Raw genomic sequence first — 26,113 nt, 5'->3', positions numbered from 1 at the left:
GCTATCACTACCCTTGTATATTTTGAGGATACCAGCACCTAACACAGCTATTATTATTTAACTCAGTAATAGGTGGTGAGGAAGTTTTACATTTCTCTTTAGCGTATACACACCTAGGGTGAAACTTACAGCCCTGTGGTTTCTGCAATGGATCAGGAACACTTCCTTTGATTACTGCTAGCCATTCTTTTTCGTCATGTAATGTTGGCATGGATTTTATTAAGCCAATGGTATAGGGGTGTTTGGGAGACTCAAATATCTCAAAAACACTACTCACCTCAACTACCTGACCAGCATACATAACTACTACCCTATCTGCCATTTCTGCAACTACACCAAGGTCGTGAGTGATGAGCAAAATACTCATATCTAGTTTCTGTTTTAGTTTATCCATTTCTGCCAATATTTGAGCCTGTATAGTTACATCTAAGGCTGTTGTGGGCTCATCGGCTATTAATAGCTTTGGCTTACAAGCTAAAGCCATGGCAATCATTACCCTTTGTCTCATACCACCAGACATTTGATGAGGGTATTCCTTGACTCTTTTTTGAGGATCAGATATACCTACCTGCTTTAATAACGTTACGGCTTTTACTAGAGCCTGTTTTTTAGTTAATCCCTGATGAAGTATTAAACCCTCTGCAATTTGTTTACCTATTGTTTGAACAGGATTAAGGCTTGTCATAGGTTCTTGAAAAATAATTGAGATTTCGTTTCCACGAATCTTTTGCATTTGTTTATTATTTAAACTTAACAATTCTTGATTTTCGTATTTAACACTGCCAGCAATAATTTTGCCCGGCTGTGATATTAGTTGTAAAATAGAAAAGGCAGTTTGACTTTTACCAGAGCCACTCTCTCCTACAATAGCAAGAGTTTCGCCTCGTAATACATTAAACGAAACATTATCTACAGCCACTAGCCTGCCATCTTCAGTATCATATACCGTTTTTAAACCCTGTACCTCTAATAATTTATTCATTATTATCTCCCCCTAGCGCTTTAAGTGTGGGTCTAAAGCATCACGCAAACCATCACCCACATAGTTAAATGCTAAGACAGTTAAAAATATCATTATGCCCGGAAAAATAGTTATCCAAGCTGCGTTACGCATGTAGTGCCTACCAGAGTTTAATATAGTACCCCAACTAGGCGGATCAGTTATTCCTAAGCCCAAAAAACTTAAACTACTCTCTGCTAAAATAGCACTACCTACCCTAAGGGTTGCATTTACAATAATAGGAGCCATACAGTTTAATAACATGTGTTTACAAATAATTCGTTTATGTCCTGCCCCTAAGGCCTTTGCAGCCTCTACATAGCCAGTTTCACGTAGAGACAAAAACTGACCTCTAATTAAACGGGCTAACCCTGGCCATGATGTTAAGCCAATTACTAACATTACGTTAAATACACTACGTTCAACAATAGAAATAATAGTTAATAACAAAAATATAACTGGAAAAGACATTACCATTTCAGTAAATCTCATTAAAATATCATCTACTATACCACCAAAGTAGCCAGCTATTGCCCCTATTAAAGTTCCTACAAAAACAGAAACAGCAGCAGCAACTAAACCAACACTAAGGCTTATTCTGCTACCCCAAACCATTCTACTAAAGATATCTCTACCGATTCTATCTGTTCCTAACCAATGAAGTTTACTGGGAGGCTGCATACTATGTTCAACATCTGTCTCTTCATAACTATAACTAGTTATAATAGGAGCTAAGATAGCTAAAACAATAATAGTGGCTAAAAAAATCAAACTAACTAAAGCTAGTTTATGGCGCTTAAAGCGCTTCCACACCATTTGAGCATAGCTTGTATTATTATTAATTTTTGCTTTTTTTGTTATTTTAAACACCATGCTCACCTCTACTTTAGCTTAATTCTTGGATCTACAACAACATAAAGTAAATCTGCTAAAAACATACCTAATACTGTCATTACAGCCCCTAACATATTAAAAGCCATAACCACCATATAATCGCGCTGAAATATGGAGTTAACAGCCAATAAACCTATACCCGGCCATGAAAAAATAGTTTCGATAACAACAGATCCGCTAAACATAATGGGCAGTTCAAAGCCAATTAGAGTAACAATAGGTAATAGCGAGTTTTTAAAGGCATGTTTTGTTACAACCTGCTTTTCTGATAAGCCCTTAGCCCTAGCTGTTCTAATATAGTCTTGATGTTTAACATCTAACATGCTCGCTCTCATATAACGGGCAATACCAGCCATACCACTAAAGGTTAAAACAGTTAAAGGCAAAATCATATACTTTAATCTATCCACCACTACTGCTAAAAAACCAGATTTAGCAATAGTAACTCCGTAGGTAGACATTCTGGAAATTTCAATAAAGTCAAATCTCATACCTACCAAGTAAATAAGCATTAAGGCAAACCAAAATTGAGGTAGTGCTTTTCCTAAAAAAGCAATTGTTGTCACAATTTGATCAAACCACGAGTATTGCTTTAAAGCAGATAACATACCTATAGGTATTGCTAATAAATAAATTAAGATCATAGCCCAAAAATTTAACCATAGGGTTGCAGGAAGACGATCCATAATCATTTTTAAAACAGGCTGTCCAGTTATAAATGATGTGCCAAAATTTCCTCTTAACACCTGGCTAATCCAATTATAATATTGAACTAGTAGGGGTTTATCTAAGCCATAGAGTGATCGAATATGGGCTTTTTCTGCTGGTGTTGAATTTCTATCGGCTAATAAATCAATAGGGTCTCCTGGTGCTAGTTGCATTATAGAAAAGGAGATTAATGAAATCCCAATTAAAACAATTATCATTTGAAAAATACGACGAACTATATACTTACCCATACACTTTCACCTCACTTTGTCTTTTTTCTTGACCTAGGACCACTTCTTTAAGTTAATCTCTAGGGGTCAGATTAATTTTCTAACCTGACCCCCAATTTTTAATGGAATGCTGGATCTATATACCACTTATTAATCTTAATTGGCTCAAGTGGTGACCAAACTACATTTTTAACTTTATTATTCATGCCCTTAACTAAATTGTTTGTATAAAGAAATACATATGGTAATTCTTCATTTAGTTTTTTAGATATTTTAGCGTAAATTGCTTTACGCTGCTCAATATCAAAGGTTTTACGTCCATCTACTAACCATGTATCAATATCATCGTTTTTATATTCAACGTCATTAAATCCTTGTAATACTCCATTTTCATCTAAAGCACAATCACTATGGAACATTAAATAAGAATCAGGGTCTACCCCTAGGTTCCAGCCCCACATATAGGCCTCAAACTTACCGACATCTAAATATTTACTAAATAATACTGAACGCTCATAGTATTCAACTACTACATCAATACCAATAGCCTTCCACTGTTCATCTATCATAGAAATAACATTTGAAATATCTTCATTACCAGTAGCTGACACCATAACAAAAGTTAGCTTATCACCTTTGTTATTAACACGAATACCATCTGATCCAACTTTGTCCCAACCAGCTTCTTCTAGTAAGCTAATTGCTTTATCTTTATTTTGCTCATATTTATTAACATCATCAGAATAAGCCCATGAAAATGGCACGCCATGCGAGTTAACTACTGTACCATAACCCTTAAAAACAGTATTAATAATTGTGTCACGATCAAGGGCATACATTAATGCCTGACGAACTTTTAGGTCACCCAAAATTGGATGATTTTGTTTAAGACCAATATAGTTATATCTGTTTTGAGGCCCTTCTTTAAATTCTACGGTATCTTTTAAGGAGCTTTTAACATGCTCTATATCATTAACAGGAATTTCATCAATATAGTCTACATCCCCGTTTTCAAAAGCAGCTAATAATACTTGAGTATCCTGATAAGTTTTTACCATAATTGTTTCAATATATGGACCGTCACCATAGTACTCGGTGTTGGCTGTTAAAATTGTGTGCTGGCCTGGTTTATACTCTACAAATTTATATGGACCTGTGCCAATTGGGTTCCAACTATTTACATGCTCTTTTAAATCTTTTACTGCTGTATTTTCAAAAATGTGTTTAGGCAAAATTCCTAAAGCTGAACCAGCTAATTTAGTCATTAAAGGTGCATCTACTTGTTTGAGATAAATTTTCACTACATACTCACTAGTAGCCTCTACTTTTTCAACATATTTTAAGTCCTTTGCTCTAACCCCAGTATAATCATCGTGCATTACTACATCGTAGGTGTATTTTACATCTTCAGCAGTAAATTTTTCTCCGTCATGCCATTTTACATCCTGCTTCAAATTAAAAGTCAATACCTTGTTATCTTCTGAAATAGTCCAGTCTGTAGCTAACTCAGATGCAACCTCTAAATTCTCATCGATAGTAAGCAAGCTATCATAAACTAAATTTGTAATACCACTAGTAGCTGAATCTGTTGAGAAGATAGGATTAAGGGTTGTAGGTTCACCCGTAATGCCATAGGTATACTGCCCGCCAAATACCGGCCCATTAGTATCACTTGGATTATTTATGGGTCCAGATGCGGAATTACAACCTGCCGCCAACACTGATACTATTAACAAACATATTAAAAAGCCATATTTTTTCATTTGTTATCCTCCACTTTATTTTTAAATTTTATCTATAGAATTTTGCTAATTTTCTATTTTTAAGTTTAATATCTTGGTAACATGGGTAGCTTGTTTTTGATCCGTAACTTATCGCACCTTAAAAAGCATATTTTTTTGATATGCTCATATCGATCACAAATAACAACCACCCCCTAATTTTTTCTTAACACTTTTTTGTGTTGTGTATAAATATACATCATAATTTATAAATATGCAATAGGAAAAATAAAAAAACACAAAAATAAGCTTATTTTAGGCTGTTTTTTGTGTTTTAGTAAATTTATTAAACTTTTTTATACATAAATTATGTATATTTAACTCTGATTATAAGTAAAAATTTTAAGTATTATTTTTTTTCATAGCCAAATAAAGCTAATAGGTGTTAATTGCTTTGTTAAAATCTATACCTAAATCATTTTTCAACTACAAAATAACTTCTATTGAATAAAAAAGTTTTGTTATTCCAAAGCTCTAAAAACTTTTCTTCATTTAAGGTTCTATTACCTGGTTGTTCATTGTTTGTATCGCTATGTTTATTGGGGTCATAAAAATAAAGCTCTTTTAGATATTTATCATAACCAATTAACACCATATAATGTTGCCACTTTAAACCGTTGCCTACTTGCACTATAAGAGGTATTTCATTAGTAAGAGTAGTTCTTAATGATGCCAAGTTACCTACATAAATTTTCATGTTATAACCATAAGATTTAAACATTTTTATTATGCCTGTGTAAAAAACATAACCTCTCCAGGGTGGTAAACTAATTTTACCACTTATATTTTCATAAATAGTTGCTCCATCTACACTGTGTCCTAAGTGTCTTAAAATAAAGGCGCTACTAAAAGCAGAACACTGATTTTTGCCTTGCTTTGGAAAGCTATTATTGTGGGTATTAATTACATATCTATCTACTGTATCACAAGGATTTGTGGCTTTAATAGGTAAAGGATTAAAAATTAGTAAAAAGGTAAAGAAACAAACTGCCAGTATGCCAATAAAAGCAACTAGCAGTTTTTTGTTTTTATTTGTCATGAATTAAGCTGTTGTTGGGGGTGTAAAGACTCTAGTAGCTGCCTCTTTATCTAGCTGATAAATTTCAGAACCCTTACTCTCTATTCTACGAATCACTGCCAATAAGCCAGAAACAGTGTCTTCTTCTTCGCGTTGTTCATCAATAAACCAATTTAGTAAACTGATTGTTCGGTACTCTCGTTCGTCATGAGCTATATCCATTAAATTATATATTCTTGAGGTAACTTCTTTTTCATGATCAAGTGCCGCTTCAAATACCTCTGTTAAACTCTCATATTCGTTCTTGGGATCAGGCATACCAGTTAAAATTGGACGCTCGTCCATCTCTGTTAAAAATCCAAAGAATTTCATACCATGAAATCGCTCTTCTTGTTCTTGTACTACAAACCAATTAGCGAAACCTGGCAAATCATTTGCAGCACACCAAGCAGACATAGCAACATATACGTGCCCAGAATAAAGCTCAAAATTCATTTGATCATTAATAGCTTGGGCTAGTTTTTTAGATAACATAACTTTCACCTCTTTTTGACTTTGTACTGCTTTTTACATTACTATATTACATATAATAATCTATACTGTACTATCACTATTATACCATGGGAAGAGATATAAATGCATATAACAGAAATTAAAAACAAATTACAAAATAGAACAGAAACCTATGCTTACAAACATAAGCACTATTCAGTTCTTGTGCCTTTAGTTGAAATCAACAATAAGCTTCATTTATTATTTGAAGTAAGAGCAGCCACGCTCAAAAACCAACCCAGTGAAATATCTTTTCCGGGCGGAAGAGTTGAGAATAAAGAGACTTGGCAAGAGGCCGCTATAAGAGAGTCTACTGAGGAACTAGGCATAGCTAAAACCTGTTTTAATTGGATTTGTGAGTTAGATATTGTCTCTGCTTCTCATACTAAAACTATTCATACCGGTTTGGCTGAAGTAAACTGTAGTTTAAATGATATGCACCCAAATGCAAGTGAGGTATCTGAAATTTTTACTGTACCTTTACATTTTTTTATTAACACACAGCCAGACACCTATTTAGTAGCTGTTAATTGTCACCCCGACGAAACCTTTCCATACGACCAAATACCCAATGGACGTGAATACACTTGGCATAGGGGGAATTTTGACGTACCCTTTTACTACTATCAGCATCGAATTATTTGGGGGTTAACTGCTAGGATTATTATGAATTTTATTTCTTTACTGAAGTAAAACACAATACAAAAGGCTGGTACAAGACCAGCCCCTTGTATAATTAAGATATAAAAAATGAATAAGGATTAAAACGAATAATAGTTAGGTATTCAGAAGTATTGTTTGTGATTGAATAGAAGTTCAACCACTTAACCTTACTCTAAATTCATAGTAACATAATGCTATGAGAGATATACGTACGCCCCTTGAATGACTCTTAAGAGTTTATATTCGTGACGTAGTCTGTAATTATGTGAGTTTCATTGGTTTAGCTGGTTGAATTTCTCTTGATCATAAGCAAGAGAACTATTCGGGTAACGAACAAGGTTAATGACTCACAATATTACTCTCATTTTGGATAGAAAGGAACTTACTATGGCTAATTATTATAACGTACCTGTTGCTGGAATTGATGTTGCTGCAAACTTCTCAGTTGTTACAATTCTATCTCCTAATGGAGATATTTATAAAAAAATTTGAAGTTTCATCATAATCTTGATGGACTAACCAAGCTTGTAAATCTTATTAATAAAATAGAAGAAGAGTTTGGTGATAGTCCCAAGTTATTTTGTGAAAGCACGGGAATATATCACTTAACTCTTCTTCATTTCCTTAGAAAAAACCAGAAGGATATATCTGTGATAAATCCTCTGATATCTAATTCTAACAGGAATTTTAATATTAGAAAAGTGAAAAATGATAAAAGAGACTCTCTTTCTCTTGCAAAGCTTGGTAAATTCGACAATGTTAAAACTTCAATGGATATTCCAGAAGATTTTTTGCACCTTAAATTTTTAGTTAGAGAATATTATAACCGGATAGATGATAGGGCTAATGTTAAAAAAGAGTTTTCTAATTCCTTGAATGTTTATTACCCTGGGTTAAAGAAAGCTTTCTCTAATATATGTTCTAAGACAGCTCTCGCTTTTTTTGAAAACTATCCTACTCCTCAAAGTTTTATTGATGCAGTGCAAGATGATGTAATTCATTTACTAAGAACAACTGCAAAATGTGGCTTAGAATGGTCTAACAAAAAGTATCTAGAACTACTTCAAATAGCTAATGAGGCTCTTTTTTAGGCATTAACTCAATTTTTTTGCTCGTAAGGTTACACGTTTTCTTGCTAGTTATAAGTTCCATACTGAACTGATTGATGATCTTTATGCTGAAATTAATGTTTATATTAATGATGCTGATTTTGGAGCTAAATTCCATGAGGATTTAGACCTATTATCTTCTTTTAAAGGTCTAGGTTCAATGACTGCTATTACCTTACTTTCGGCTATAGGCTCTATTGATAATTTTTCTAAACCACAGCAATTAGTTGCCTTTTTTGGTGTTGATCCTAGTGTTAATGAATCTGGTAAGTTTAAAGGTGACAAAAATAAGATGTCTAAAAGAGGTACTTCTATTGGTAGAAAGGTATTATATTCTTTTGCTCTACACTGTATTAGAAAAAGCCCTAACCAAAAACCTGTAAACTCTACTCTTCATCATTATTACCATGAGCAATTAAAGCATAAGAAAAAGAAAGTTCGCGTTGTTGCTGTTATGAATAAGTTACTTAGATATGTTTTTTCTGTTCTTAAGAATAGAAATCCTTATGTTGTTAGAGACCCTAAAATTCATAAAAGGATGTTTGTTGAAAACAATTCTAAGAAAAATATCTTAGCTGCCTAATACTATACTTCATTTTTTATTGTTCGGCTTTTTCGGAAGCCTTATTAAGTGTACTCTTATACCTACTCTTATTTTTTTTATTTCTTATTGACTAATGCTAGCTGGACTACGAAGATACAAGAAATCTTTGGGCAAAAACTATTCTTTTACCCTACACAATACCCTAGAACCTAAGAATACGGCCCAAGCTTTATCTTTGCCCTCTTTTAAGTAAAATTTTATAGTATTTTTTATTTTTTTCTCGTTAATTGCTAACATAGTTTCACTTAAAGCGTACAAAGTGAAATGCTCATTATTTGAAACAGCTTTAATATTTTTGCCATCTCTATATATAAGTATGTTGCCACCTTCATCTGAGGCATAATAACCTGTTAATTTATCTACTTGCTCATTTGTTAAGTTAGTTTTAGTTTGTTTTAATGGTTTAAAGTCTATATCTAACCCTAAAACAGTATTTACTGCAGCTGTGAAAATACTATTAGCAGGTGCACCCGATACATTACTTAAAACTGCTACCACTAGTTTTTCTTCTGGTACAAAACCAAAATTAGATGCTACACCCGGCTGGGAACCACCATGTTCAACAACTGTTACTCCCGCATAAGCTGGTGTAGATTTTAAGGCATAACCATAGTACTGCCCTTTACTCACCTCATAAACTGGTTGCCACATCTTTTGCAAATATTCCTTTGGAATAATCTCTTTGCCCTTAAAAAATCCATTATTAACATACAGCTCGCCATAATTCAATAAATCTGTAACACAGGAGCGAACTCCTCCGCCAACCTCAAAAACTCCCAGCTGTGGCCAATTACAGCTTTGCCATTCTGCTAAAGCTTTACTATAGGTATAATTCTCTGTAACATCATTAAATTTGTCTAGTTCTTCTATATAATAAGTAGAGCGATTCATTTCTAGTTCATCTAAAAGCTGGGTCATGGCTCTGTTATAAAGCTTGCCACTGTATTTCTCTATAATAGCTCCTAACAATAAAAAGGTATCGTTAGCATAACTAAAGTACTGGCTAGGTTCGCCCAATGGCTCTGTTTTGTAATAATTTAAATACTCAATGTGACAATCAAAAGACTTGTGATCCTGATGACGTTCAATTGGTGGTAAACCGGTTGTATGCGAAAGAAGATGATGAATTTTAACCTTATTCATCTCCATATTAGGCAACTTTAATTCTGGTAAATGCTTTATAACTAAATCATCTACACTCAATATACCTTTAGCTGCTAATCTCATAATCTGTAGTGCAGTGAAAGATTTACTTACTGAGGCAATTCCCATAATGGTATTAGGGGTAACAGGTAAACCTTTTTCTACATCACGCTGACCAAAGCCTTGCTGGTATATAATTTTGCCATTTTTGCTAATTGCCACTGCAGCTCCAGCTATATGTTCTTCCAGCATTAAACCCTTAACATAATCTTCAAATGTATTCCACTTATAGCTCATTACTCTCCACCCTTTCTTTGTATATGAGTTTATTCAATGCCTATACTGGCTTTCCTGCTATTTAGCTTATGTAATAATCAATTCTTTTACTCCATAGTAATTTTTGCTGTTATAATAATAATCAATACGGTATAATTATTTTAAGTCAGCTATAGGAGGTTATTATTATAAAATTAAGATTTAAGGTGTTTGGTGGCTTAACAGATAGATTTGCAGAATTAATAGAGCAAGAATGGTTTGAGTTTGAGCCAGGTAGTACTTTAGGTGACTTTTTAAGCCAACACGATTTTCCACCCAAAGCCTATTGGATAGCCACAGTTAATAAAACTGTAGTACATGATAACTATCAATTGAAAGATGGAGATACTATTGAGATTTTTCCGCCAATAGCAGGTGGGTAGTTATCACTTTTATTCTACAAACGTTTCCATACTTGATTTATCTCTATCTTGTACGCAATAAATTTCCTCATAGATATACATATGTAAATCTATGAAGTAAATTTTTGCTAGAGCATTTTAAACTCATTTGCGACTATGTCTTCCTGTTATCTCTTCTATACTTAGCTTCAACATTACAATTCTCGCTATGGAATCTCCAATTTTCATTATTCTACTGCGTTGGGGCTCTGGATTACTCTCTAGTTGTTCTACCATTAATAAAAAGGCTTTTCTTATTTCTGCTACACCGTTAACGTATTCTAGTTTACCCCTTATTACCACAGATGAGTATTTTTGATCACATAAACCCTCTAAGTAACCTTTATCTTCAATTACTGTAGCACATACTGCTGGATTTTCATTAATAAAATCTAACTTTAAACCCTTTTGAGCACAATGCATATAAAGGGCATTATCTTGTTCACTATAGGCGTAGCTCATGGTAACAACATAAGGCTCATTGTTTCGGCATAAAGCTAAGGTTGTATATTTGCCCTGTTTTAGAATTTTTACTAACTCACTTTTACTATCTATTAGCAAGTCTTTTCTACGCATATGATATTTGCTCATGTTGATTTCCTCCATTGTATGTTGATCCATTTCACCCTTTAGGCACTACTTTTAAATATATTTCTATTATGAAGAAAATACTTTTATATGTATACATATGTTATTCTTTGTTTATTGGTTTTAGAAAGTAAAAGTTAATTTTTGTAAAATAACACCTGTTCAATATAGAATTAAACAAGGGTTTAATGAGCTCTTTTTGGTGTACCTTATAATGTTTTCTACACTCAAGGCTCCACCTTTTACTTTATTATAATAATTTTCAATCAGTATTGAAGTTTTAGAAGGTTCATTTTCAATTACCTCTGTTTTTGTCACAATCCAATTATCATCAATAAGTCGATAATTAATAAGCAGAGAACGTGCGTTATTAATTAAATGTTCGCTTAAAGCTAAATCTTCTCCTGTAAATATCAAAGATAAAAACTTGTCAATTTTCAACACATCTTTTTCAGTACTATGACCTTCCTTAATATCCGTAAAATCACTTAAGAAAAAAATACGATTACAAGTCCATGAATGCCATAAAACATCAGTACTTTTATTAAAAAAGATAAACTGTCTTGCCATATCTTCTTTATGATATATTATATACGATAAATCATTACAATCACCAATTTCATCTGGTTCACCGTTTTGCTTGATAACATCAGCACGTTTAAGCGTGAAACTAGTAACTGTTCGTAATTCAAAAGGCATATTATAATAATCATCAACTGCTTGATATTTACTTTTATCATGATTACTATTTATATTAAAAACATTCATTGCCACAAATACTATCACAACAACAGCTACAAAGATTATTAATATTTTTTTTACCATTTATTATCTTCGCTTAGCTCAGAGTATTTTTGTATACTGGAATAAATATCACCAAGATATACCCCAGTTTATGCCCATCGCTATTTAAGATAAATATATTTTTCTTCAAAATTAATCTCCTTCGATTGTAATATAGTACCTAAATTTGTTCTATTACAAAAAAACATGTTCTTAATTTACTTTGATTAATAAATTTAACACTTTACTATAAAATAACCTATATAGTATTTATTATCAATATATCATAACTATAAATACTTATTTTCTGTTAAAATCATCTGTTTAATTTGAAACTTTAAATTTATGTACATTAATTGTTCCTGTATTATCAAGAGACCATTTAATATCTATTTTATCTTCTCCAACGTTATTTTTACACAATTTTTATTCATATAGTCATTGTATATTAGAGTTTATAAAAAAAATAGAAAAGATTTATCTTTATAAATAAATACTATTAGGCTTTTTTCTAACCTTTAACCATCTTTACTCATAGTATGTTAATGAGAAATTAGAGAGGGGGACAGTTGTGAAAGTCTTCGGTAATAAAAAGAACGATAAAGAACTAGCTAGAATATACATAGTTTATCAAAAAGCGAATAGAATTTTTCCTGCTGCTGAGGCCTTAAATAAAGGTACTGTTTTTCCGGAGTTATATCGACCCTATAAAATAAAGAAAGGATAGAGGATTTAAGTAAATGGATAGAATGGAAATGCTTAAAAAAGTAATGGAACTTAGCTTTTGTTTGTTAGATTTAAACCTCTACCTAGATACCCATCCCCATGACAGCAAAATGCTAAAAAAGTTTGATGAAATAAACAAACAGCATACTGAAATATACCAAAAATATGTTATGGAATACGGACCATTAATGTATACAGATGTAACCTGTGATTATAGCAAATGGCAATGGATTAACGACCCTTGGCCTTGGCAATTAGAGAGTTAAAGGAGGCATATATATGTGGATTTATCAAAAACATTTACAATACCCAGCTAGGGTTGATCGACCTAACCCTCAGCTAGCAAAGGTTATAATTGCTCAATATGGTGGACCAGATGGAGAGCTAGGAGCCTCACTACGTTATTTAACCCAACGATATACCATGACTATGCCAGAGGCCCGTGGTGCTTTAACAGATATTGGTACAGAAGAGTTAGCTCACATGGAGATAATGGGAACATTGGTTTACAATCTACTTAAGGGTGCCTCGCTAGAGCAAATTAAAGAAGCTGGTATGGATGGTTATTACACCAACCACGGCAGAGGTGTATTTTATGTTGACCCTAATGGTATACCTTGGTCAGCCAGTGGTATTCAGTGTAAAGGCGACCCAATTGCCGACTTAACAGAGGATTTAGATGCAGAAGAAAAGGCACGTGCTACATATGATTATTTACTAAATTTATCTGATGATGCTGGAGTAACAGATACTCTCAGATTTTTACGTGCTCGCGAAGTTGTACATTTTCAACGTTTTGGTGAGTTATTGCAGTTGTTGTATGATAAGAAGAATAGTAAAAGTGTCTGGTAGTGCTTGGAGGTCTTTTCGAAGGACGCTTCCATAATTAATCACATCTCTGCGTCATACAAAAAAACATTTAAAAAGATATACGCACCTTGTATTATCTTTGTAAATGTTTTTTTTAGTTCCTTAATCTATGATCAATTTTAAAAGCCACTACTTAATTAAGGCGTTACAGTATTTTATTATTTTAGGCACTTATTACACCGCTTTATTTAATCCTAAATTCAAAAAAAGAGCCAATATAATGACTCTTAACGAAATGATTAATTAATAAATAATCACATGCTCCATATAACTTCAAAAGAAAACATATCTTACTCTTTTTATTGGTGGCTGTTAGGTTTTTTTGTGAAACAGTAAGAGTGTTTCTCATAGCCATTTATTTCATAAAATGCATGAGCCTCTTTTCTCTCAAAACCACTGTTTAAAATTATACTTGATAGCCTTCTTTCACAAGCATACTTTTCAATATAATTAAGCAGTTTTGTACCGATCCCTTTATTCTGAAAGGCTTGAGATACTGCTAAACCACAAATCCATAAAAAACCAACTTCATTCCCTATTGATAGTGCTTGTAATGTTGTGATAAAAGCCACAACCCTATTCTCACATACTGCAACAAATGTTCTATAATTATCGTCTTTGTTCATTTTAGTCATCACACTGGTTATGTTTTCTTCATTAACATTTGGATTCCCAATTTCATTACGCCAAAGTAATACTACTTCCGTATAGTCTGATGGTGTAATTTTCCTTATTATAGTTTCCATTTCAACCTCCTGTGATAAATAATAAAGAATATAAAGGCATAGCTAGGTTTTAATTATGAAATCGTTTGCAAAAAAACTTGACCTAACCAACTGAACGCCCCATTATGCCGTGGCTTTCAGAATTGAGGCTAGTTTAAGGAATAGGGAATTTTATTGAAATAGACAATACAGGGTGGTATGTCTATGAAATAAAATTCCTGTATGACGCCGAAATAGCTCAATTATGAAAGCGTCCGTTGATTAAAATGCTAATGTTATACTCTAATATTCTTCCAACTACCCTGCCTAAACCGCAAAGCTAACAATGCGCCTCTTACAAACCAGTCAAATACCATTACAAAATAAACACTCCATAAACTCCAATGAAAAACGTTTATGAAGAGCCAAGTTAATCCTAAACGAATTACAAAGTTACCAAATGAGCTAATGTATAATACAGCTTTTGTATCTCCTGCTCCTCTTAGTCCTCCACTTACAGCAAAGGCCACTGCCTGAGGCACTTGAGCTAACCCTAGTATTCTTAATACTAGCTTACCACCAGCTACTACATCTGCTTCGTTAGTATATATTCTAATAAATACCTCAGGTATCAGTATAAACAAGGCACCCATTATTCCCATAAGCAACATTGCCATTTTTACAGCTGTCCAGCCACTCTTTTCAGCGTTAGCTGGATGTTTAGCACCTAAGTTTTGGCCTACCAATGTTCCTGCAGCTACTGAAAATCCAATGGCCGGCATAAAAGATAATTGCTCTATATTGCCACTTAACGTAGTTATAGCTACGGCAGTAGTACCTAAGGAGGCCACTATTTTAGTTGTAAACATTAACGCTACACTTTGGGTTAACCGCTCAAAAGCTGCTGGTATTCCTATTTTAAATAATCTTTTTATTACAGACGTTTTTATAATGAAAAAGTCTTTTAGCTTAATGTGTAAACCTGCTTTTCCTTTTACTAAGATATACATCATAATAGATAAGCTTACTAAACGAGCAATGCTTGTGGCAATAGCTGCCCCTAATACCCCAAAAGCAGGGAAACCAAACTTACCAAATATTAATATATAGTTTCCTATTACATTAACAAAGTTTTCAACAAAACCTGCAATAAAAGGAGTTTTTGTATCACCTGCACCCCGTAAGCTGGCTGTTACAAGCAATCCAATAAAGGCAAAAAACATACCCGGACTATAGCCTTTTAAATATAAAATTCCGTTATTAATAACCCCATCTTCCGCTCCCATAAACAATATAATTTGCTTGGCCGCAAAAAAAGTAAATATTGCTAATACAAAAGATATCATTGTTCCTGTTATAATTGACTGAGTTGCAGAATCACGGGCTTCATCTTCTTTATTTGCTCCTATTGAGCGAGCAACGAGAGCCGTAGTGGCAGCACCTAAACCCAAAAAGATTGACATAGCTACAAAAAGTGGTCTAAAACTTAGTCCAATACCTGCTATTGCCTCAGATCCTAACTTACCCACCATAGACATATCTACAATTTGAGCAAGAGTTTGTAGTAACATTTGTGCCATTACAGGTGCAGCTAACATAAATACAACTTTATTAAGTGGCAAGTCACTACTAATTAAATTGCGTCTTGTTTTTTGTTTTGCTCTATCTTGCTGAGACATTACAATTTCCCCCCTTTAATGCTGTCATTATTATTTGCTAGTTAGTAAACAAACATATATAATAACAACAAATATATTTATTTATTTCAGGGAATAGTGTTATTGAAATACAATATTTCGTGTATAGTACTATTAAAGCCTGAGCTTCATTATATCATAGATTGAAGGTAAGACATTATGAAATATAAAAATGTTTATCAACTAATTTTATTGCTTTTAGGTATGGGAGTTTTTATTTTGGTAGGATTTTCTTTGGTTTTTAGGTTGATTAAATAGATTTCTACTATAAATTTTGTAGAACTACTTATAAAGTAAATAAGTCATTAAATTAATATTTTATATAAAATAAACTTAGATTATATTGCACATAACATACGTTTTCTAATATAAATTGAGGCTGGCACACGAACTTTTTAATTTTGCTAATGTACCAGCCCTCTAAATAAAATTTTAATATTCAAGATTATTTCTTATCTTATAAAATGCCACTCTTTTTGCCTACCACCTAAAAAGTGTACTTCATTATTGGTATAAATAATAGTTTGTTCTAACGCTATCATTACTTTTTGATTATTCCATTCAATAATATCTTTTTTAATGTTTAACTCCATTGCATATGCTGTATTGTTGTTTAGTGGATAATCTCCTCGTCCAAGCACGCCTTCTTGATGATCATATAATCCAATTGTTGGACCTGCTCCATGACCGTGATAACCAATTGGGTGCGAATATACACAGGGCTCAAGCCCCGCTTGTATTGCATTTTTTCTTATGTTTTGCAGTATTTGATTTCCTGTTTTACCTAATATCATTTCTTTAGCATGGATATCTTGAAGCAGGTTAGCACAAGCTAAAGCCTGTTTTAATCCCTCTGGAGCGTCAGTTTCACCTAGCTTTAATACATAGGCATGCTGTTGAGTATCGGTACATAAACCAAGGTATTTTATGCCAACATCACAGTGAAGGATATCTCCCGCAAGTATAACTTCATCTTTAGCAACGCTTTTTGTGCCTTGTCTTTGAATACTAACGGATGGCATAAACCAAGTTTCGAGTCCTAGGTCACAAATTTTTTGCCTTATCCACCAGGCAACATCTAAAGCAGTAGTAACACTTGGTAAAACTACTCTGCTAGAAAAAGCCTCTGCTATTATGCCATGTGCAATTTCATTTATACCAGAGTAAGCCATTATTTCTTGCTCAGTGCGGTACTCTAACCAACCAATGCAAAGCTCAATAGAGCATTTTAAACGCTCTAAGTATTTATCGGGTAGCGATTCTACTAAATTAATATACTCTCCATGGGCTAATCCGTCTCCAAAGCTAAAGTCATGATTAACATTTATACCAATTGTTTTTGGATCACGCTCTGTTATAATCTCGGCTAGCCTAACATACTGATCTATACTATCATCAGTCCAAACTGCTTTGTAGAGTTGCTCTAAAGCAGGAACTGGCCGAGATAAAGTTAAACACTCAACAGAGTCATCTTTTTGCAAATAAAATACCAATATTGTTCTTCTTCTAGCTGAGAATTGCTCAGCAGGCAATAAGGACATCATTACTGGATCCTCATTATACTCCCGAGCAGTTATAATCCACATATCTAATTTGGCTCTTTTCATGAGCATAGGTAAAACGTTTTTTAAACGAAACTTAAGCCATTTATTTTGAACTTTAGCTCTACTGCGTAGTGGAATTATCTTGTTGGCAAAATGTGATACATTGCCTAAACTAACTTGCTCTTTAACGGTAACCTCTCTCATGTTTTAATACCTCCTATTTATAGTTCTACAATACCAATATTATTGATAATATTTATTTTAGTACCAAATGGTGCTGAAAGTTCTCTAATTCTATTTAGTATTCTCTCTCCTTCCTCATCTTTTGCCAACATGGGCCTTCCTCTGACTGTTCTTTTTTTACCAAATCCTAACGTTATAGGATAGAGTTTTATTTCTACAACCTTGCCATTATTGAATCTACACCACGGCAATACTGTTTGCCAAAATCTCTCTTGAGTCGGAAACCCTTGTTGATCGTTATTGCTTCTTTTATTATAATAATCAGCTGGGGTAGCATCATAACCTAGCCCGTTTAAATCATATACATCTTGAGGTAACTTAAGAACTGTTTCATTTTGAAAGATAAAGTTACCTAAACCATGGAATATAGGTTTATTATTATATATTTCAATTCCCCTTATATAATGAGCTCCATGAGCAATAAAAACATCTGCCCCTGCATTTATGCATTCGTGAGCGAATTTTAATTGAAATTCTGCTGGCTTCCAAGGGTTCATTGCATCACCTTGGTGGAGATGAAGACTATATACTACAATATCTGCTTGGTCAGAAGCGTCTTTAATCCATTTAATATTACCAGCTCTATCCTGATCATTAATAATGGTATGTATTCCGGGATTATTTCCTTTAATAAACTTTAGATTTTCAAGTTTACAAACCCCACTTGGTTCTGATTTTAGCCATCCCATTTTAAAATACCTCTGTTTCTGACTCTTAATTCCGGTATGTTTCTCTAACTCTTTTATCATGTTATAGTGTTTATCATCAACCTCTATGTAGGAATGAAACCTAACTGGATTCAAGCCTGGTCTTCCTATAGAATCAACCCTCGCATGTCCAGCTCTGCCAAAAGAGGCAAAGGTTGATGAAGCGGCTATTAGCGCCACCCTTCCGCAGTTTAAATCTAAATAACTGGCGGATCGAGCGTCTGCTAAATTAATACCTGTACCGGCATTTACTAACTTATGTATTTTTAAAAGCTGTTTAGTATGCAGCATCGCCTTTATTCCGTAATCTAAGGAGTGATTATTAGCTAATGAATACAGGTTAAAACCAGCAAACTGCAAGTCATTAAATACCTCTGAATCTACCTGAGTATAGGTTCCACCACTCTCCGCTACAGGATAGCCATTAAAATCATGCACTAACATTTCGAAATTAGTAAATTTTATATCACTGTTTTTTAGGATATTCCACATCTCTAAATAGGCAGGTTCATTATAAGGTGTTAGCCTACGCGTTATAAATATATCTCCAGTAGCAGTTAAGGTAAATTTTTTTAACTGATCATTATATCTCAATAGTATTCCTCCTTTTTTTACTGTGTAATGAATTAATTTGATACTTATGTATTGCTTTCCTGCATATATTTCGATTACAGAAAATTTTTTTATAATATGATTGACCTTTATAAGGCAAAACTATAGAATACAGTTAGTTAGGATGGGTGAAGGATGAAAAATGTAAATAGCATCAAGAATGATGAAAGCAATTTATTACCCGATATTTTAAGGTTTTATGTGCCTTTAGGTATCTACTCTATGATAATGTTAACAAGTCATAGTGTTATTAATGCAGGTGTCAGTAGAACAAACAGTCCTCAAATTGCTTTAGCTGCCTATGCTTTAACAATGAGTATTATGAATATGTTTGCATCTCCCGCTTTTACAAGCAGGCAAATGTTGGTTGCTATGGCAAGAGATAAAAAGAGTTTTAGACTCAGTTTATCTTTAATGATTAAGCTAGGAATTGCCTCTTTAGCTATTTTAGGTCTTTTAGCTTTTACCCCACTTGGAGAGTTTGTATTTTTACAGGTATTTAAAGCACCAACTAAGCTCTTTCCAGAGATTAAGTCTGCCGCTAAGTTTTGTTTACTACTACCCTTTATTTATACCTTAAGGGCATATAGTCAGGGAGTCTTAATGGTACAGAAGAAAACAAAATACCTTACTTACTCTGTTGTGGTAAGAATTATATTTATGGTTTTCTTGGCTTCATTTTTACCTAAAATTAAGTGGCTAAATGGGGCTGCTGTAGGTATTTTAATTTGGACTCTGGGTATGTCTTGTGAGGCTATTCTAAATTTTTTATGGTCAATACCTCAGTACAAAAAGCTACCTGAGCAATCTGAGACTGATACCGGTAAGTCTTTTAGTGTAAACAAAGCCTTCAGTTTTTTATGGCCACTTATGTTGATGTCTTTTGTATGGACTTTAGGAAAACCTCTTATCAACTTTGGTTTATCAAAAACTACTGACCCCGAAAAGGCTCTTGCTACATTTCAAGTGGCACAAAGTTTTGCTTGGATTCTTATGGGTTTCTTAGAGAATAATATTAGGCAAGTTAGTTTAATATTTGGTACTACCAAAGATAGAATAAAGTACTTAAAAAAGTTTACGCTAGTTATTAGTATTATCTTAGCATGTTTACTTTCTTTATTGGCTTTAACTCCATTAGGTCAATTTACTTTATTAAATATAATTAAGGTTAGTCCAGAGTTAGCTTCAGCGAGTAAGGGTATTTTAATACTGCTTATAGCATCACCACTTATTTTAGCTTGGAATGAGTTTTACATTGGCTTATTGATGACCCTTAATAACACCAAAATACTAAGTGTAGCTAAAATTACTAATATGACTACAGTAACTATTACAATATTAACGTTGGCAGCTATAAATCCAGCAATAGGAGCTATTGCTGGGGCTATTGGTACCTTAGTTGGTTTATTGGCAGAACTGATTGTGCTAAGATTTGCTTACCTTAAATTAGCTAAACTAAAAGAGCTTAAGCAAGTTTCAAAATGATTACTAAAAAATAAACTAAAAATATAAGCCTACTTTCTGTATCTTAGTGAAAGTAGGCTTTTGGTTATCTCTATTTAATTTCTAGCTTATTATATTTTTTTACGGCATTGTTTAACAACATAAATCCTAATCCACCCAAAATAAGTGCCATAGCTAACAAGCTATATGTTAAGGCATATATTCCGGCAACACTTACAATAGCTTTAACTGCTATAAATACTACTACTCCTAACAGAGCTTTCCAGGCAAGGGCAGCCAAGATATTCATATTGTTTTTCATAGCATGGGTTGGGTTACTCCATGTTAGAATTGGTCGTGCTATATCTATACACATATCAATGGCTAACATACCATACACTGCAGGAATAGCAATCAATAAAGACCAAACAATATCTATAATAGTAATTGGCAAAAAGTAAACTGCAAAACCCAATATAACTAATATTGCTGCCCCAATTAAAACTGCACAACTTATAATGCGAGCATTAATATCGTTTTTTGCGCTTATTGGCATTATTTTAACTTGCCATAAATACTTACCCTCACGAGTAATTGCTGTAGCACTTAGCGCTCCCATTAATACTGGTGCAATAAAAGCAATAGTTAGTATAACGGGTCGATAAGGTGCTGCACTACTAGAGCCTAAGGAATCTAGCAGCATTGCTATACCTTTCGCGCTATCTGGGTTAGATAACGAAGTAATTGCAACCATGATAAATGGAAACAATAATAACATTAAGGTGTTCATTAAAAATGCTGGTGTTTTATATATAATTTGAATATTTCTTCTTACCAATGCCCCTATTTGAGAACGCCCTTGGTAAGATGCTTTTTTAACTATTACCTTTGATTCAGCCTGATTAAAGTTTCTTAGTGTTGTTTTAACTAAAGGCTGAGCAATTATATTAAACAATACTATTAAACCTAAATTAAGAACTATAAATAGACCTAAATGCAGTAGTGAACCCGCAATCATTTTTGTGGCCCACACTACAGGTGGAAACTGTAAGCCAATATACTTTAAAACTCCATCCTGAGAGTTTAAAATATTTAATAAAAAATCATTCGATTGAGCAGATCGAGAAACAATTATATTAAAGCTAAATACCAAAATCATAACCAATATACTTATTACTACAGACATTGCTCTTCTATTAATGGATCTACCAACTGTTTTCATTAATAACACTACTATAATTGAAGCAATTAAAAGTGGCACAATGGGCATGGTTACAACTGCCACCAAACCACCTATAAATCCAACTAAATTAAAACCAGCTTTACTAAAATACACAAACAAGGTAGGAACAATAAATAAGGCAGTCATAAAAAAGCTGAATATATACTGAACCGCTAGTTTAGACAAAATAATACTATTCTCTTTAATTGGAAGTGTTAATAAAAAACCGGTACTATCTGAATAATAAAAGAGGTTTATTAACGCCGTAATAGATAAAACCATTACCCCTAATGAAACCATAATATAGGGCAACGCAAAAGATAATTCTGGAATGCCCATTTGGGCAGTAACATCATAGATAGTATTCGCCATCTGAAAGGCCATCATGCCAAATACAAATACTAGCCAAATTAATGCTAAAGACATTAAGCCTTTTCTCTTGCCCGAGCCCATGTTTTGCATGGTTTTAGTCCAGTAATTTTTAAGCTGAACTTTTGTTAATGACCATAGTTTATTCATTTTCTGTTAACTCCAAGAACATTTCTTCTAGTGATTCATCTTGATCTTTAATTTGATCAATTGTGCCTAATGCAATAATTTTGCCATCTTTTATAATAGCTATTCTATCACAAAGATTTTCTACAACCTCTAATACATGAGATGAGAAAAAGACTGTACCACCCGTTTGACAATGCTCTCTCATAATATCTTTAAGTATCCTGGCAGACCTAGGATCTAAACCAACTAATGGTTCATCTAAGATAAATAATTTAGGATTAGGTAATAATGCTCCACTTATTAGTAGTTTTTGCTTCATACCATGAGAATAAGAGCTAACTGCCTTACCTAGGCTATCATAAATCTCAAAGGTTTTAGCATACTTTTCAATTCTTTGCTGGCGTATATCTTGGTTTATTCCATAAATATCACCGATAAAGTTTAAATAATCAAAGCCACTTATAGAATCAAATATCTCTGGATGATCAGGAACAAAAGTAAATTTATTTTTTGCTTTTACAGGCTCTTTACTTATATCTACGTTATCTATTAATACCTGTCCCGATGTAGGCAATAACATTCCGGTAATCATTTTAATAGTAGTAGTTTTACCAGCACCATTTGGTCCTATAAAACCAAATATTTCACCATGATTTACTGATAAATCAATACTATCAACAGCCAATTTTTTTCCATCATAATTTTTAGTTAAGCTACTTAGTTTTAACACTCGAATCCCTCCCATTTACAGCTAACACTATAGTTTTACCCATTTTTTTTAGGTTTAAACAACTTCGAGAATCAAAATATGTTATACTAAACCTGTTTTAGTCTACAGAAAGAGGTATGAGAATATGCTCAAGAATGATTCATTGTACTATCCTTACCCCGCGCGAAGAAGAGCTGTATTTGCTCGTAACGGTATGGTTGCCACCTCACAGCCTCTAGCTGCACAAGCAGGGCTAGATATTTTAAAGAGAGGTGGAAATGCCATTGACGCCGCTGTAGCTACAGCTGCATGTTTAACTGTGCTCGAACCAACTTCAAATGGCATTGGAGGAGATGGTTTTGCTTTAGTTTGGACCAAAGGCAAGTTACATGGACTTAACTCAAGTGGGCCAGCCCCTAAAAGCATATCCATAGAAGCTGTAAAAGCTCTTGGCTATGAAGAAATGCCAACTTATGGTTTTATACCAGTAACTGTACCAGGTATTCCTGCTGCTTGGGCTGAACTTAACAATAAGTTTGGTAAATTACCACTTAGCGAAGTATTACAGCCAGCTATTGAATATGCCAAAAATGGTTATCCAGTATCTCCAGTAGCCTCATACTATTGGAATCGTGCTTATCATAATTTTAAACAAAAAACCGAAGGAACACAATTCGATGAATGGTTTAAAATATTTGCGCCACATAACAAAACTCCTAAAGCTGGTGAAATGTGGTCATCACCTGATCATGCACGAACCCTAGAGCTTATTGGCAAAACAAATGCAAAGGCCTTTTATCAAGGTGAACTAGCAGAAAAAATTGCTGCCTTTTCTAAAGCATATAATGCTTTTATTAGCTATGACGATTTAGCATCTTTCAAGCCTGAGTGGGTAGACCCTATTGGCGTGGATTACCATGGTTATAAAGTTTGGGAAATACCACCAAATGGACAAGGGTTAGTTGCTTTATTGGCTCTAAACATTGCTAAGGAATTAAAAATGGACGGAAGAGACGATGTTGAAACCCTTCACAACCAAATTGAGGCTATTAAACTAGCCTTTGCCGACGGTCAAAAATATATAACAGAACATAAAGACATGCGTTTTACTACAGATCAATTGTTATCTGAGACTTATGCCAATAAACGTAGAGCTTTAATAAAAGATACAGCACTTAAGCCAGAAGCTGGTGAGCCTAAGAGTGGCGGAACAGTATATCTATGCGCTGCTGATAATGATGGGAATATGATTTCATATATTCAAAGCAATTATATGGGATTTGGATCAGGTTTGGTTGTACCAGGAACTGGTATTGCTTTACAAAATAGAGGCAAAAACTTCAGCTTAGATCCTAACCATGATAATCATTTGGCACCTAATAAAAGAACTTACCATACCATTATTCCTGGTTTTTTAACTAAAGGTGATTTACCAGTAGGTCCTTTTGGTGTAATGGGTGGATTTATGCAGCCCCAAGGGCACATGCAGGTTGTAATGAATGCCATAGATTTTAATCTTAATCCACAAGCGGCTTTAGATGCTCCTCGTTGGAGATGGGACAAAGGTATGGAAGTAAGCATGGAAATGGGATTCCCTCAACATATTATAAATGCTTTAATTCGTAAAGGCCATAAAATAAAAGTTCAACCTAACACTGGAGGTTTTGGAAGAGGTCAAATAATTTGGCGCGACCCAGAGTCTGGTGTTTTAGTTGGAGGAACTGAGTCACGTACTGATGGAACTGTAGCTGCTTGGTAAACTATACTATTAACTTTATATAAAAAAACAAACCTGCTTACTAGAGCAGGTTTTTTACATAAATTGCACAAGGATTACCCTCACCCCACGGTTCGTAGGGGTCTATTATTTCACGAAGCTCAAATCCATTTTTTTCGTAAAATTTTCTTGTAGTTTCATATGGCTTATATGCTACTGTTGGAGCTAAGGTTTTAACACATATTTCTGCTACATCAAGTTCTTTTAGACTATCTATTAAAAATTTAACTAAATCTGTTCCATAACCTTTTTGTTGAAAATTTGGATGAACTGCCATCCAACTAATTTCTGCTTTTAAATATGATAAAAAATAAAATGATATAAATGCTATTATTTGTTTATTGTAATTATATGCATAAACTTGATGACTTTTTAAATCTCTCTCCATGTCTATAAGACCATTTTTATTAAAATAGTTGGGTAATTGCTTAGCTATACATAAACAGTCCTGTGTTTGCTTGTTACCTAATTTAACAATCATTTTGTTTGTGAAATACCTTTCTTGCATTAGGGCTTAAATACTGCAAAAATTCAAACATATAATTTCCTGGCCCTTTAACAAAAAAATTTTTCAACTGTAAGTCTTTACATTCAGCGACCTCTTTAAGAATTTTTACGTCTTTTTTAAGCAAGTGGTTATACCACTTATCAACATTTTCCACACACAGTGTTACAACTACTGCATTTTCACCTTTTGTTCTAACTATTCCTTTATTTTCGTCAACAACGCCTATGAAAGAAGTATCATTGATTTGGTAAACTTTAGCCCAACCTTCATCTTGGGCAAGTCTTAAGTTCATTACATCACTAAAGAAATTCTCCGCCTCTACTAAGTCTTGATAATAGAGAAAAGTTATTTGCGACGAAATGTCTAGAACCATAAAAACACCTCCATACACACATAATATTATGTGCCGGAGGTGATAATTCCTGCTTAAATTATTAAAAAATTACTATTAAAAGTGGAACTAGCTTAAGAGATGTTATTAATGCTATACAACCACCAAATAGTACATCACTTGGATAATGAACTCCAAGATACATTCTTGATATGCCAACCAGTACTCCTAGAACAACAAATGCATACGATATTGAGTTTGGCAATGACTGTGCTAATATTACACTAATAGTTAGGGCTGCACATGTATGACCCGAAGGAAAAGAGTTTTTATCTTTTGGTATTAATCTAGCCCTTATATCCTCAAACATGGCACATGGACGAGGTCTTTGAAATGCAATTTTAATGGCAAATACTATTAGTGAGCTACAGAATAAGCCAATGGCTAAACTTAGTCCTAGACTATGAACATGATATGAACGTGAGCAAATTAATATTAAAGGTAACGATAAAGCAAATCCAAATGAGCCTAACTGGGTAATAATCATCATAATTGGATCTAAAAAGTCTTTTTGTAATCTGTGATTAAAAAAATAAAGCAAATCAACATCTTTAATTTTGAGATATCGATATAATTTTGTCATTCTATGCACCTCCATCCTTAATTTCATTTTAGGACATAAGGCAAATTAAAGTATTAATATTCTTTTAAGATTTCCTTAAGAAATGTAAAG

At 33.5% G+C, this 26,113-nt stretch carries 28 protein-coding genes; 10 read left to right on the top strand and 18 right to left on the bottom strand.

The annotated features are described in order from the left end of the window. Positions 1–7: 7 nt before the first annotated feature. The 6 genes from IMX26_RS12835 to IMX26_RS12810 all read right to left on the bottom strand — a co-directional run bounded on the left by IMX26_RS12835 (position 8) and on the right by IMX26_RS12810 (position 6,165). On the bottom strand, positions 8–982 hold the full coding sequence (locus IMX26_RS12835; protein WP_195158787.1) for an ABC transporter ATP-binding protein: 975 nt from the start codon (positions 980–982) through the stop codon (positions 8–10). A gap of 12 nt (positions 983–994) precedes the next feature. Beyond that, positions 995–1,873, bottom strand: coding sequence for an oligopeptide ABC transporter permease (gene opp4C, locus IMX26_RS12830; protein WP_195158786.1), 879 nt, complete (start codon positions 1,871–1,873; stop codon positions 995–997). 8 nt (positions 1,874–1,881) lie between these two features. Next, positions 1,882–2,853, bottom strand: coding sequence for an ABC transporter permease (locus tag IMX26_RS12825; RefSeq protein WP_195158785.1), 972 nt, complete (start codon positions 2,851–2,853; stop codon positions 1,882–1,884). A gap of 98 nt (positions 2,854–2,951) precedes the next feature. Further along, a complete protein-coding gene (locus IMX26_RS12820) occupies positions 2,952–4,595 on the bottom strand; it encodes an ABC transporter substrate-binding protein (protein WP_195158784.1) in 1,644 nt (547 codons plus the stop codon). 433 nt (positions 4,596–5,028) lie between these two features. Next, the gene (locus IMX26_RS12815; protein WP_195158783.1) at positions 5,029–5,652 is read right to left on the bottom strand and encodes a C39 family peptidase; all 624 of its coding nucleotides are present in this window, start codon (positions 5,650–5,652) and stop codon (positions 5,029–5,031) included. Positions 5,653–5,655: 3 nt separating this feature from the next. Continuing rightward, positions 5,656–6,165, bottom strand: a complete 510-nt coding sequence (locus IMX26_RS12810) for a ferritin (protein ID WP_195158782.1) — start codon at positions 6,163–6,165, stop codon at positions 5,656–5,658. A 102-nt stretch (positions 6,166–6,267) separates the two neighbouring features. On the opposite strand from IMX26_RS12810, the gene IMX26_RS12805 reads away from it, so the two are divergent. The 4 genes from IMX26_RS12805 (at position 6,268) to IMX26_RS12795 (ending at position 8,538) form a co-directional block, all read left to right on the top strand. Continuing rightward, on the top strand, positions 6,268–6,876 hold the full coding sequence (locus IMX26_RS12805; protein WP_195158781.1) for a CoA pyrophosphatase: 609 nt from the start codon (positions 6,268–6,270) through the stop codon (positions 6,874–6,876). 336 nt (positions 6,877–7,212) lie between these two features. After that, the gene (locus tag IMX26_RS18170; RefSeq protein ID WP_279324859.1) at positions 7,213–7,338 is read left to right on the top strand and encodes a hypothetical protein; all 126 of its coding nucleotides are present in this window, start codon (positions 7,213–7,215) and stop codon (positions 7,336–7,338) included. Further along, positions 7,335–7,937, top strand: coding sequence for a transposase (locus IMX26_RS12800; RefSeq protein ID WP_195158780.1), 603 nt, complete (start codon positions 7,335–7,337; stop codon positions 7,935–7,937). The genes IMX26_RS18170 and IMX26_RS12800 overlap by 4 nt, the downstream gene beginning before the upstream one ends. A 67-nt stretch (positions 7,938–8,004) precedes the next feature. Beyond that, positions 8,005–8,538 (top strand): IS110 family transposase, encoded by a 534-nt coding sequence (locus IMX26_RS12795; RefSeq protein ID WP_347707912.1) that lies wholly within the window; start codon positions 8,005–8,007, stop codon positions 8,536–8,538. Between the two features lie 138 nt (positions 8,539–8,676). Here IMX26_RS12795 and IMX26_RS12790 read toward each other — a convergent pair whose 3' ends face one another. Beyond that, positions 8,677–9,999, bottom strand: a complete 1,323-nt coding sequence (locus tag IMX26_RS12790) for a serine hydrolase domain-containing protein (protein ID WP_195158778.1) — start codon at positions 9,997–9,999, stop codon at positions 8,677–8,679. Between the two features lie 185 nt (positions 10,000–10,184). Between IMX26_RS12790 and IMX26_RS12785 the strand changes: the two genes are divergently transcribed. Continuing rightward, entirely contained in the window at positions 10,185–10,400 is a 216-nt protein-coding gene (locus IMX26_RS12785; RefSeq protein ID WP_195158777.1) for a MoaD/ThiS family protein, read from the top strand. 123 nt (positions 10,401–10,523) lie between these two features. On the opposite strand, the gene IMX26_RS12780 is transcribed toward IMX26_RS12785, so the two are convergent. Both IMX26_RS12780 and IMX26_RS12775 read right to left on the bottom strand, forming a co-directional pair. Further along, positions 10,524–11,009, bottom strand: coding sequence for a pyridoxamine 5'-phosphate oxidase family protein (locus IMX26_RS12780; RefSeq protein ID WP_195158776.1), 486 nt, complete (start codon positions 11,007–11,009; stop codon positions 10,524–10,526). A 159-nt stretch (positions 11,010–11,168) separates the two neighbouring features. Further along, on the bottom strand, positions 11,169–11,831 hold the full coding sequence (locus IMX26_RS12775) for a hypothetical protein (protein ID WP_195158775.1): 663 nt from the start codon (positions 11,829–11,831) through the stop codon (positions 11,169–11,171). Between the two features lie 529 nt (positions 11,832–12,360). Here IMX26_RS12775 and IMX26_RS12770 point away from each other — a divergent pair. Genes IMX26_RS12770 through IMX26_RS12760 form a run of 3 tightly spaced genes read left to right on the top strand, consistent with a single transcriptional unit; the run spans position 12,361 to position 13,367 of the window. After that, a complete protein-coding gene (locus IMX26_RS12770) occupies positions 12,361–12,516 on the top strand; it encodes a spore coat associated protein CotJA (RefSeq protein ID WP_195158774.1) in 156 nt (51 codons plus the stop codon). A 13-nt stretch (positions 12,517–12,529) separates the two neighbouring features. After that, positions 12,530–12,781, top strand: coding sequence for a spore coat protein CotJB (locus IMX26_RS12765; RefSeq protein WP_195158773.1), 252 nt, complete (start codon positions 12,530–12,532; stop codon positions 12,779–12,781). A 13-nt stretch (positions 12,782–12,794) separates the two neighbouring features. Further along, positions 12,795–13,367, top strand: a complete 573-nt coding sequence (locus tag IMX26_RS12760; protein WP_195158772.1) for a manganese catalase family protein — start codon at positions 12,795–12,797, stop codon at positions 13,365–13,367. A gap of 317 nt (positions 13,368–13,684) precedes the next feature. On the opposite strand, the gene IMX26_RS12755 is transcribed toward IMX26_RS12760, so the two are convergent. The 4 genes from IMX26_RS12755 to IMX26_RS12740 form a co-directional block, all read right to left on the bottom strand. After that, the gene (locus IMX26_RS12755; RefSeq protein WP_195158771.1) at positions 13,685–14,131 is read right to left on the bottom strand and encodes a GNAT family N-acetyltransferase; all 447 of its coding nucleotides are present in this window, start codon (positions 14,129–14,131) and stop codon (positions 13,685–13,687) included. Between the two features lie 254 nt (positions 14,132–14,385). Further along, on the bottom strand, positions 14,386–15,768 hold the full coding sequence (locus tag IMX26_RS12750) for an MATE family efflux transporter (RefSeq protein ID WP_195158770.1): 1,383 nt from the start codon (positions 15,766–15,768) through the stop codon (positions 14,386–14,388). A gap of 470 nt (positions 15,769–16,238) precedes the next feature. Next, complete coding sequence (locus tag IMX26_RS12745) at positions 16,239–17,534, bottom strand: M24 family metallopeptidase (RefSeq protein ID WP_195158769.1); 1,296 nt, start codon at positions 17,532–17,534, stop codon at positions 16,239–16,241. A gap of 17 nt (positions 17,535–17,551) precedes the next feature. Further along, a complete protein-coding gene (locus IMX26_RS12740) occupies positions 17,552–18,874 on the bottom strand; it encodes a CapA family protein (RefSeq protein WP_195158768.1) in 1,323 nt (440 codons plus the stop codon). 153 nt (positions 18,875–19,027) lie between these two features. Here IMX26_RS12740 and IMX26_RS12735 point away from each other — a divergent pair, with 153 nt between their 5' ends. Next, positions 19,028–20,377, top strand: a complete 1,350-nt coding sequence (locus IMX26_RS12735) for a hypothetical protein (protein ID WP_195158767.1) — start codon at positions 19,028–19,030, stop codon at positions 20,375–20,377. A gap of 70 nt (positions 20,378–20,447) precedes the next feature. Here IMX26_RS12735 and IMX26_RS12730 read toward each other — a convergent pair whose 3' ends face one another. Further along, positions 20,448–22,076 (bottom strand): hypothetical protein, encoded by a 1,629-nt coding sequence (locus IMX26_RS12730; protein WP_195158766.1) that lies wholly within the window; start codon positions 22,074–22,076, stop codon positions 20,448–20,450. Continuing rightward, the gene (locus IMX26_RS12725; RefSeq protein WP_243259140.1) at positions 22,069–22,785 is read right to left on the bottom strand and encodes an ABC transporter ATP-binding protein; all 717 of its coding nucleotides are present in this window, start codon (positions 22,783–22,785) and stop codon (positions 22,069–22,071) included. Before IMX26_RS12725 ends, IMX26_RS12730 begins: the two co-directional genes overlap by 8 nt. A 124-nt stretch (positions 22,786–22,909) precedes the next feature. Between IMX26_RS12725 and IMX26_RS12720 the strand changes: the two genes are divergently transcribed. Then, positions 22,910–24,523 (top strand): gamma-glutamyltransferase family protein, encoded by a 1,614-nt coding sequence (locus IMX26_RS12720; RefSeq protein ID WP_195158764.1) that lies wholly within the window; start codon positions 22,910–22,912, stop codon positions 24,521–24,523. Positions 24,524–24,563: 40 nt separating this feature from the next. Here the strand turns inward: IMX26_RS12720 and IMX26_RS12715 are convergent, their stop codons facing one another. From IMX26_RS12715 to IMX26_RS12705, 3 genes are all read right to left on the bottom strand, one after another. Beyond that, positions 24,564–25,022, bottom strand: coding sequence for a GNAT family N-acetyltransferase (locus IMX26_RS12715; RefSeq protein ID WP_195158763.1), 459 nt, complete (start codon positions 25,020–25,022; stop codon positions 24,564–24,566). After that, positions 25,012–25,422 carry a VOC family protein gene (locus IMX26_RS12710; RefSeq protein ID WP_195158762.1) on the bottom strand — a complete coding sequence of 137 codons (411 nt, stop codon included), beginning with the start codon at positions 25,420–25,422 and terminating at the stop codon, positions 25,012–25,014. Before IMX26_RS12710 ends, IMX26_RS12715 begins: the two co-directional genes overlap by 11 nt. Before the next feature lie 61 nt (positions 25,423–25,483). Further along, entirely contained in the window at positions 25,484–26,023 is a 540-nt protein-coding gene (locus tag IMX26_RS12705) for a phosphatase PAP2 family protein (protein ID WP_195158761.1), read from the bottom strand. Positions 26,024–26,113 lie beyond the last annotated feature (90 nt).

This window comes from Clostridium sp. 'deep sea', from assembly GCF_014931565.1.
Lineage (GTDB): Bacteria > Bacillota > UBA994 > PWPR01 > PWPR01.
The sequence above is the reverse complement of the archived record's forward strand: the minus strand, read 5'-3'. Positions and strand labels throughout refer to the sequence as shown.